7 protein-coding genes and 1 tRNA gene are annotated in these 6,462 nt (G+C 39.8%); 5 read left to right on the top strand and 3 right to left on the bottom strand.

Annotated features, from left to right (window positions below; genetic code table 11):
- Positions 1-47 precede the first annotated feature (47 nt).
- The 3 genes from OA34_RS05660 to OA34_RS13585 all read left to right on the top strand — a co-directional run bounded on the left by OA34_RS05660 (position 48) and on the right by OA34_RS13585 (position 2,699).
- Positions 48-1,730, top strand: a complete 1,683-nt coding sequence (locus OA34_RS05660; protein ID WP_502685199.1) for a molybdopterin-dependent oxidoreductase — start codon at positions 48-50, stop codon at positions 1,728-1,730.
- Positions 1,731-1,749: 19 nt separating this feature from the next.
- The gene (locus tag OA34_RS05655; RefSeq protein ID WP_039673233.1) at positions 1,750-2,301 is read left to right on the top strand and encodes a hypothetical protein; all 552 of its coding nucleotides are present in this window, start codon (positions 1,750-1,752) and stop codon (positions 2,299-2,301) included.
- Positions 2,302-2,564: 263 nt separating this feature from the next.
- Positions 2,565-2,699: transfer RNA gene (locus OA34_RS13585), tRNA-Ser, on the top strand.
- A 55-nt stretch (positions 2,700-2,754) separates the two neighbouring features.
- On the opposite strand, the gene OA34_RS05650 is transcribed toward OA34_RS13585, so the two are convergent.
- Genes OA34_RS05650 through OA34_RS05640 form a run of 3 tightly spaced genes read right to left on the bottom strand, consistent with a single transcriptional unit; the run spans position 2,755 to position 5,398 of the window.
- The gene (locus OA34_RS05650; protein WP_039673231.1) at positions 2,755-3,213 is read right to left on the bottom strand and encodes a GNAT family N-acetyltransferase; all 459 of its coding nucleotides are present in this window, start codon (positions 3,211-3,213) and stop codon (positions 2,755-2,757) included.
- Entirely contained in the window at positions 3,207-4,241 is a 1,035-nt protein-coding gene (gene murG / locus OA34_RS05645; RefSeq protein WP_039673229.1) for an undecaprenyldiphospho-muramoylpentapeptide beta-N-acetylglucosaminyltransferase, read from the bottom strand. Before murG ends, OA34_RS05650 begins: the two co-directional genes overlap by 7 nt.
- Positions 4,238-5,398, bottom strand: coding sequence for an FtsW/RodA/SpoVE family cell cycle protein (locus OA34_RS05640; protein WP_039673227.1), 1,161 nt, complete (start codon positions 5,396-5,398; stop codon positions 4,238-4,240). The genes murG and OA34_RS05640 overlap by 4 nt, the downstream gene beginning before the upstream one ends.
- A gap of 121 nt (positions 5,399-5,519) precedes the next feature.
- Between OA34_RS05640 and flgB the strand changes: the two genes are divergently transcribed.
- The gene (flgB, locus tag OA34_RS05635; RefSeq protein ID WP_039673226.1) at positions 5,520-5,957 is read left to right on the top strand and encodes a flagellar basal body rod protein FlgB; all 438 of its coding nucleotides are present in this window, start codon (positions 5,520-5,522) and stop codon (positions 5,955-5,957) included.
- Between the two features lie 10 nt (positions 5,958-5,967).
- On the top strand, positions 5,968-6,462 hold the full coding sequence (flgC, locus tag OA34_RS05630) for a flagellar basal body rod protein FlgC (RefSeq protein ID WP_039673224.1): 495 nt from the start codon (positions 5,968-5,970) through the stop codon (positions 6,460-6,462).

Below are 6,462 nucleotides of genomic sequence, written 5' to 3'. Positions count from 1 at the left end.
CTAATTGTATTGTTGAGTTTTTAAACTCTTGTGTATATTTCTGAGCTTTGTTGACCATATTATCAATCCTTCCTTATTATGTAGAAATCTTATCATTTCTGTGTCCTAATAAGTGTAGCCAGATCACTAATACAGATGTAGCATTAATGCTTGGAATGATGTATCACCTTTATACAACCAAAAAATATGATAAATCGTTCATTGAAAAATATACTGATGGATTTGATAAATTCTTACCATATCTGTTAGGTAAAAGTGATGGTATCGTTAAAACACCTGAATGGGCAGAAAAAATCACTGAAATTCCAACGAATAAAATTAAAGAATTATCAGAATTATTTGTATCTAAAAGAACTTTTATTGCAGGTAACTGGGCTTGCCAAAGAGCTCATCATGGTGAACAATTTCAATGGGGAATTATAACTCTTGCATCCATGATTGGTCAAATTGGATTACCTGGTGGAGGCTTTGGTTTTTCTATGCATTACGGTGGAGGAGGACAAGCTTCTGCTGGTAAATCTGGTCCTGGGGGATTTTCACAAGGAAGAAATAGAGTAAGTGACATTATTCCAGCTTCAAGACTCAATGAAACTCTTTTAAACCCTGGTAAAGAAATTGATTTCACAGGTGAAAAAATTAAGCTTCCGAAAATTAAGTTAATGTATGTAGCTGGTGCAAATCCTGTAGGTCACCAGCAAGATATTAATGAACTTGTAAAAGGGCTTAAAAATTTAGATACTCTCATTGTTCAAGATCCTTGGTGGACACCAACTGCAAAAATGGCTGATATTGTTTTACCAGTAACTACATTTTTAGAGAGAGATGATATTAGTTTATTGAGTGGAAGTTATTCCGGCGATAGAATTTATGCAATGAAAAAAGTCGTTGACAATCAATATGAAGCGAAAGATGATTATGAAATATATTCATTATTAGCAAAAAAATTCGGCGAATCTAAATATAGACGATTTTCTGAAGGTAAATCTGCTATGGAACACATTAAAGCATTTTATAGTAAATCAGATGCCGCAAAAGATGTAAGTTTTGAAGAGTTTTGGGAAAAAGGAGTTATCAAATATGATATTCCTGATGAAGCTTATAAGTATGTGAGACAAGGAGATTTTAGAGAAGATCCAATCAACAACTCTTTAAGTACTGAAAGTGGGAAAATACAAATCTTTTCAGAAAAATTTGCAAGCTTTGGGTATAAAGATTTTAAAGGACACGTTACTTGGTTTGAGCCTGCAGAGTATCTTGGAAATAAAGAATCTAAAAAGTATCCGTTACATCTTGTATCTCCGCATGCAACATATCGTAAACATTCACAGTTAGATAATGTTTGGATTGCTAATTTATATAAAGTACAAGGTAGAGAGCCTATTAGAATTAATCCTAAAGATGCCGCAAAATATGGCATAAAAAATGGTGACTTGGTAGAAGCTTATAATGATAGAGGGAGATTATTGGTTGGTGCAGTAGTTACTGATGACATCAGAGAAGGTGTCGTTGCTATTGAAGAGGGTTCATGGTGGAGCCCAGAAGATCCTTCTGTAGCTGGCAGTAGAGGAAATAATGGTAATCCTAATGTATTAACATCATCTCGTTCAACATCTAGCATGGCGCAGTCTTCTACTGCAAATACAACATTAATTGCTATCAAAAAAGCCGAAGGTACTATTTTGGAAAATCAAGCACATTCACTTCCAAAAATTGTCGAGATAAAAAATTAAATTTATAAGGAGAATATACATGCAATTTTTTTTAAAATTGGTTATTATTGGTCTAACATCATTGAATTTACAAGCTTCATGGTTTATCACAACACCTGGCGAATTATCAATAACATTGCCAAATGAAAATGTGATTTTATATAACGGCATTCCTGTTAAAGTCATTTCAAAAGGTAATCAATCTGCTAAAATAGAAATTTCAGGCTATGTTAATCCTTCCGATAAAACGAAATTATATGCAACAGAAAATCTAAGTTTATTATCAATGGAATTAAAAGATGAAAAAAAAGTAATCGTTGACAATAATAGAGGAACTGTCACTATTACTGTGCCAAATAATATTTTAACAGAAGATCAAGATGAAGCATGGCAAACCAACTCTGACTTATTCTATGATAAATGCACAAAGTGCCATCATGCAAAAGTCGTTAAAGATCATAATATGTTAGAGTGGGAAGCCTTGTTTAACAGTATGAAATTAAAGGCAAAAACAGCTCCAGATGAGGATGAATTAATCATGAGATTCTTAAGAGCATTTGCAAAAGATGGAATACTTACGGAAAGTGACTAATTTTTATTGTAAGAATAAATTTTCAATAAAGTATTATTAGAAAACTTAAGGCTCTAACATTGCTTTGATAAGAGAATCAGAAAAAAATTATCTGATTCTCTTCAATATGATGAGAATATAGCCAGTTGGGGAAGGAACAGTGCTTATAGTTTTTCAAAAAGAGATTTATAACTTTGTCATTTATCATCTTAGCCGATGGATTGTATGTCATAAGGTCTTTAGTTGTTGAGGTTATCTTGAGGACATCACGCATGTATGTTTCAGCGGGCTCTTGAAGTTGGTAGCCGGTCAAACTGCTACTCTACGAGATAAAAACCCGCATATTTAGGACTTTTCTAAACTTTGAACGAACCTTGCGGTACCGGAGGTCAGGGATTCGAATTCCTTCGGGCGCACCACTTTGTTTTACGCTTCTTAACAGCGACTTTTTTATCCCAAACACTTTACAATCATTTAAAACGTCTCTTCAAATACTCTGTATTTCGTTTTTTGCAATCCCAACTCTTCATAAGCTTTTTGAGTCGTTTTGTCGTCTTTGTGAACGTAAAGTCGAATTCCGCAGACGTCGTAATGCTCTTTTGCGAGACTTTTGGCTTTATCCAACAGTGCATCGTGAATCTCTTTTTCATGCTCGTGGTCGGTCACGAAAATACTTTGAATACAATAATACGCTCCGTTGTTCCAATCGCTCCATTCCCTTGTGATCATCGTCAATCCGACAATGGTTTGATTGACTTCCGCCATCAGGTAAAAACCGTTGTGAAATTTAGCAAAAACTTGATGAACGCCCTCGGTGGTCAATGCGAGCGAAACGTTTTTATTGACGGTTTCTTTAGCGAACAAAACGTTAAAAGCGGCAATTTCTTTGGCATCGTCGCGCGTTGCGATACGAACGATTAAGTTTTCTAACATGTTGACTCCTTGGGTTGATTTTGCAGTATTGTATCGACAATCGCTTTAGCTCCGCCTTCATGAATTAAGGCGGTGAGTTTTTGCGATAAAGAGGCAAGATCGCATGCCAAGATCATCTCAAATAGCTTGTGAGAATCGACGTTCGCTTGTTCCATCATGAGTGCGGCACCTTGATCGACCAATGTTTTGGCATTGTAATATTGATGGTTAGCGGCAGCATGCGGGTAAGGAATAAAACAAGCGGGCAAGGAAGCGGCGCAGAGTTCCCAAAGCGTGCTTGCACCCGATCGGCTGATCGCAAAATCGGCACGTGAGAGCTTTTGGGCAATCTCTTTGGAAAAGTCGAATACGTCGGCGGGGATAGCGGTCTCGTCATAGAAACGTCGTATGCGTTCAAACTCTTTTGCACCCGTTTGGTGGATAATTGCAATGCCTCTTTCATGGAAAAACGGGGCAAGCGTACATGCAAGTTCGTTAATAAACGTTGCGCCTTGACTTCCGCCTAAAAAGATGACGGTTTTGAGTGTTTGACGCTGTTTGCGAATTGCAAAAAACGCATCGCTTACGGGATAATCCGTCATAATCGCATCGTGTCGATAAGAGTTAAAAAACGCTTTAGCAAACGGCTTGAGCAGTCGGTTGAGTTTTCCCTCTACGGCATTTTGTTCATGGATATAAAGCGGTAACCTAGCGATCAACGCACCGAAGGACGCCGGTGCCGCCGAATATCCGCCGACGGAAAAGACGGCGCTTACGCCGTGTTGTTTAAAAAGACGTCTACATGTAAAGGCTAAACGTACCGTCGTAAAAAGCGAGCGAAGTTTGTGAATGCCTTTTTTATTGACCACGCCGCTACTCTCCAAAAAGTACGTGCGTTCAAACGCTTCGTCGCCTTCAAACCATGCACGGTCTTGCCCTGCGGTTGAACCGATATAAAGCGGTTTATGACCTCGTTTGAGTAACTCTTCTTTAATTGCCCGTGCGATGACCAAATGACCTCCGGTTCCACCTCCGGTAATCGCAATCACAGCTTAGCCTTTTTACTGATCATAAGAACCATCCCGATACCGACAGAAAGAGCTAAGATAGAACTACCGCCGTAACTGATGAACGGAACCGAAATACCTTTGATCGGTGTGATAGATGTGATGCCGTATGCATTCATTAAAAATGAAAAAACGATCAAAAGACCGATACCCAAAGAAAAAAGATAGTAGACTTTACTATGACTTCTGGAAGCGATTTTAAAGATACGGTAAATAATCGTCACAATGACGAGCGTTAAGAGCGTGACGCCTAAAGCTCCGACTTCTTCGGCGATTCCCGCAAGGGCAAAGTCGGTGTGCACTTCACTCAAATAGCCGAGCTTGAAAAGTCCGTTGCCGATACCTTCACCGAAAATACCGCCGTGTTTGATGGCATTGAGCGAGTGGGAAATTTGATAAGGCTCGGGTGCGTCTTCGACACGCAAAACGGATGCGATGCTTTCGGGAAACATTGAAAGAACCATGTTCTGAATCGTCGCCCACCATGTTTTGATTCTTAAAATACGGTGCGTTGAGCTAAAGATGGCGACTAAAAAAACGAAAATAGAACCTAAAATCGCGAGCATAAAGAGTTGCGCGCTGGTGCCGGCGAAAAATGCCATCACGGCAAACGTCAAGGCAAGGACGACGACTTGCCCTAAATCGTTTTGCATAACGGCGATCAAATAAATGACTAAAACGAACATAGCGATATACGGCAAAATCAGTAACATCTCTTCTTTGAGGCTTTTTTTATCGTTGTTCAGTTTGCGCGCAAAACTCCACGCAAGGAAATAGACAAATCCAATTTTGAAAAACTCAACCGGAGCTAACGAAAAGCCCGGAAGACGAATCCACCGTTTCGCCCCGCCCGCGGAGGTGACGAGTGATTCGGGAAGGTAGTGCATGACGCCCATTAACAAGAGGCAACTTAAAAAAATCGTAAAGCCGATATGCATTAAGAACTTATCGGGATCGAGTTGCGAAAGCGACCACATGATAAAAATACACAGCATTCCTACGGCAAATTGGCGAATGAAAAAATGGTATTCGGAATAGTCGAAAAAAAGTGTCGTAAACACCGGTAGGGAGAGTGAAAAGACCATCCCTACAAAGAGTGCAAAAGCACAGAGTGAAAAAAGTATTTTATCGGTTTGCATGCTTTCTTTGTGTATAATTAGATTTTGATCTATTCTACACAAAAATAGATTAAAGCTTGGTTGAAGCATATTTTGGAATAAAAATTGCTTACATAAGGCAAGATTCGAGAAAGGGTAACAAATGGGATTTGAGATCAGTAAATCAAACGCTTTGATGGTCGAAGGCTTAAACGCAAGAGCCTTGCGTCAAGATTTGATTTCAAGCAATATCGCCAATATCGATACCCCTTTTTATAAATCGAGAGACGTTGATTTTGAGACGGCTTTGATCGAAAAAACCAAAGAGATTTACGGTGCGGGCGAGACAGGAAACGCAACATTGGAAATGGCACAAACCGACATGTCGCATTTAAGCGGAGATAAAAGTTTTGATACTTCCAAAGCGACGATTTACCTCAGAGACGGGCATACGGCACGCAATGACGGTAATACCGTCGATTTGGACGTAGAGACTTCCGAGCTCGGTAAAAATGCGATGATGTTTAACGCACTCACGTCGGCGTTGCAAAAAAACGGTGCTATTTTTAAAAGCGTCATCGAATATTCGTCTAAACTATAAGGATTGAGCTATGGCATACTTGAGCAGTTTCGATATTAGCAGCTACGGACTTTCCGCACAACGCTTCCGTATGGAAGTGATCAGCTCCAATATCGCCAACGCCAATACCACGCGAACAAGCGAGGGCGGTCCTTACCAACGTCGCGACGTCGTCTTTAAAGCGACGGATTTCAATCAAACGCTCAATGACAAACTGGCGAGCCAAAATAACCTCTTAAGTTATGAAAATCCCTTAGACGATCCGTTCTTGCAAGAGAATGCCAATCCTGCTATAATGAGCGTTGCCGTGGATAAGGTGGTACGCGACGAGAGCGAGTTCCGCTACAAATACGACCCGACGCATCCGGACGCCAACGAGGAAGGATACGTGGCATATCCGAATATTAATCCCGTCATCGAGATGTCCAATCTCATCGAAGCGACCCGTGCGTATCAAGCCAACGTTTCGGCGTTTCAAAGTGCTAAATCCATCGCTCAAAATGCGATAGATCTTTTAAAAGGATAA

Origin of the sequence: Sulfurospirillum sp. MES (assembly GCF_000789415.1) — a bacterium.
Lineage (GTDB): Bacteria > Campylobacterota > Campylobacteria > Campylobacterales > Sulfurospirillaceae > Sulfurospirillum > Sulfurospirillum cavolei.
This window is presented reverse-complemented; position numbering and strand designations above follow the sequence as displayed.

Bases quoted from the DNA above. Each gene is read 5' to 3' on its own strand.
- OA34_RS05655 (WP_039673233.1), top strand. From the start codon at position 1,750: ATGCAATTTTTTTTAAAATTGGTTATTATTGGTCTAACATCATTGAAT.
- OA34_RS05650 (WP_039673231.1), bottom strand. From the start codon at position 3,213: ATGTTAGAAAACTTAATCGTTCGTATCGCAACGCGCGACGATGCCAAA.
- OA34_RS05640 (WP_039673227.1), bottom strand. From the start codon at position 5,398: ATGCAAACCGATAAAATACTTTTTTCACTCTGTGCTTTTGCACTCTTT.
- flgB (WP_039673226.1), top strand. From the start codon at position 5,520: ATGGGATTTGAGATCAGTAAATCAAACGCTTTGATGGTCGAAGGCTTA.
- flgC (WP_039673224.1), top strand. From the start codon at position 5,968: ATGGCATACTTGAGCAGTTTCGATATTAGCAGCTACGGACTTTCCGCA.